Below are 2,668 nucleotides of genomic sequence, written 5' to 3'. Positions count from 1 at the left end.
GTGCTACGCCAAAGCGCTCAAACAGCAGTGGTAACAACAGCAAGGTCAGAGCCGTGGAACTGATCAATCCCCCTGCCACGACGACGGCCAACGGACGCTGAATTTCCGAGCCAGGGCCAGTAGCCAGCAGCAGCGGCACCATGCCCAGGGCCGTGATGCAGGCCGTCATAAGCACAGGCCTCAGGCGGTCGCGCACGCCTTGACGTACAGCCTGGGTCAGCTCCATGCCCGACACCAGCAGTGCGTTGAAGTGCGAAACCAGCACCACGCCGTTGAGCACGGCAATGCCCAGCAGTGCAATAAAGCCCACAGAGGCGGGCACCGACAGGTATTCGCCGCTTATGCGCAATGCGGCCATGCCTCCCACTAGTGCGAACGGAATGTTGGCAATGACCAGCAAGGCCTGGCGCATTGAACGGAAGGTGAGAACCAGCAACACGAAGATCGCCAAGAGCGCCACAGGAACGACCAACGCAAGGCGGGCAGCCGCGCGCTGCTGGTTTTCGAACTGGCCGCCCCAGACAATGCGCAGATCCTTAAGTGCGGGGTCGGCAGTCACAGATGCCTGGGCCTCGCTGACGAAGCTTGCGAGATCGCGTCCTTCGACATTGACCTGAACCACGGCGAAGCGCGCTCCGTCCTCATGGTCGATACGTACCGGTCCGTCCTTAGGAGAAAGTGTCGCTAGCGAAGTGAGTGGCCAGGTGGTCCCGTCGGGGGCGGTCACAAGAAGGCTTGCCAGGCCTTCGGGTGAGTGCCGCAGTATCGTGCCACCACGAAGCAGTAACGGCGTACGTACCATGCCTTCAGGCACGATGCCTATACGATCGCCCTCAATCAGTGCGCGTAACTGAGCCTGCAAGGCATCACCAGAAAAGCCGGATTGACCAAGTGCAGCACGATTGAGAACGACTTGCAGGTATTGCACGCCGCTGTTGCTGGGTGCAATGACTTCGGAGGCGCCGGAGACGGTGCGCATGCGTGCAGCAATCGCCTGGGCCGCGGCATCGATCTTGGCCAGATCGGTACCGAAGATCTTGATGGCCACGTCGCCTCGCGAGCCGGTCAGCATCTCGGACACGCGCATCTCGATGGGCTGCGTAAAGCCGTAGATCAGGCCCGGAAAGCCTTCCATCACGCGGCGGATGGCATCTGCAATATCTTCCTTGCTGCCACGCCATTGAGCACGTGGCTTGAGCACAAGAAAAGTGTCGGTCTCGTTGAGGCCCATTGGATCCAGCCCCAGATCGTCCGAGCCCGTGCGCGCCACGATGGAGCGGATTTCCGGGACGCCTTCGAGCAGGGCTTGTTGCACGCGCTGATCCATATCCAGCGATGCGGTCAGTGAAATTGACGGAGATTTTTGCAGCTGCACGATGAGGTCGCCTTCGTCCATGGTTGGCATAAAGGTCTTTCCCACTGACAGATACAGGACTGCCGCGCCGGCCAGCGTCGCCAGTGCGATGCCAAACACCGTGCGCCGGTGCGCCAGGCTCCAGGCCTGTAGCCAGGCAAAGCCGCCGGACAGCTTTCGCATCAGCCAGGGCGCATCGCTGGCGTGCGAGCGCAGCAGCAGTGAAGCCAGCGCCGGAACGACAGTAAATGCAATGAGTACAGAAGCGCTTAGGGCCAGGACGATGGTCAACGCAACCGGCGCAAACAGCTTGCCTTCCAGGCCTTGCAGCGTCAGCAGCGGCAGGAACACAATGGCGATGATGGACACGCCTGCCAGCATGGGGGCAGACACTGCCGATACGGCATCCCGGATCAGGCTGAAGCGGTCCACGGAGTTTGCCGAAGACACATCTTCTTGCTTGTGAGCCAGTGCTGTCTCGATGTTCTCCACCACCACCACCGAGGCATCCACCAACATGCCCAAGGCGATGGCCAGACCACCCAGGCTCATCAGATTGGCCGTCAGGCCCACGTAGCGCATGAGTAGGAATGTGGCCAGCATGGACAGAGGGAGTGTGGCCGCCACTACCAATGCAGCGCGCACGCCGCCAAGGAACAGGTAAAGGATGACGACTACGAGCACGCTGGCTTCGACCAATGCGCGCACTACGGTGCCGGCGGCACGCGAAACCAGTTCGCCCCGGTTATAGAACACCTGGATGCTCATCCCTTTGGGCAGGCGCGGTTCCAGCTCGTCGAGTCTGGCCTGCACTGCATCGACCAGACTGCGAGCATCCACGCCGCGCAGTCCCAGCACCAGTCCCTGGACGGCCTCGCCCTGGCCATCACGACTCACGGCGCCGTTGCGAGTGGCCTCGCCCAGGCGTACCGTGGCCACATCACCTACCGTGGCTGCGGCCTGTCCGTTTCTGGCCGGAACGATCACGACGGCCCGCAAATCGTCGAGCCCGCGCACGCCACCTTCCACGCGCACCACCCAATGCTCCTCACCTCGGTCCAGCCGGCCTGCTCCATCGTTGCGATTGTTGGCATCGAGTGCCTGACGCAACTGATCCAAGGTCACGCCACGCGCGCGCAGCCTCGCAGGATCGGGAATCACCTCGTAGCCCCGTACCACGCCACCCAGGGCATTCACGTCGGCAACGCCGGCGACAGTGCGCAAGGCCGGCCGTATCACCCAGTCCAGCACACGTCGGCGTTCGGCCAGAGAGTAGCTCTCGCCATCAACCGTAAACATGAACATCTCGCCCAA

1 protein-coding gene is annotated in these 2,668 nt (G+C 62.1%); it reads right to left on the bottom strand.

Features of this window, described 5'->3' with window-relative positions; genetic code table 11:
* Positions 1-2,668, bottom strand: a 2,668-nt coding sequence (locus ACWGXF_RS24255; protein WP_452102592.1) for an efflux RND transporter permease subunit, incomplete at both ends; no start/stop codon positions are given.

Source organism: Comamonas sp. HJ-2 (genome assembly GCF_053615495.1).
Note: the sequence above shows the minus strand (reverse complement) of the source record. Positions and strands in the feature narration are given on the sequence as shown.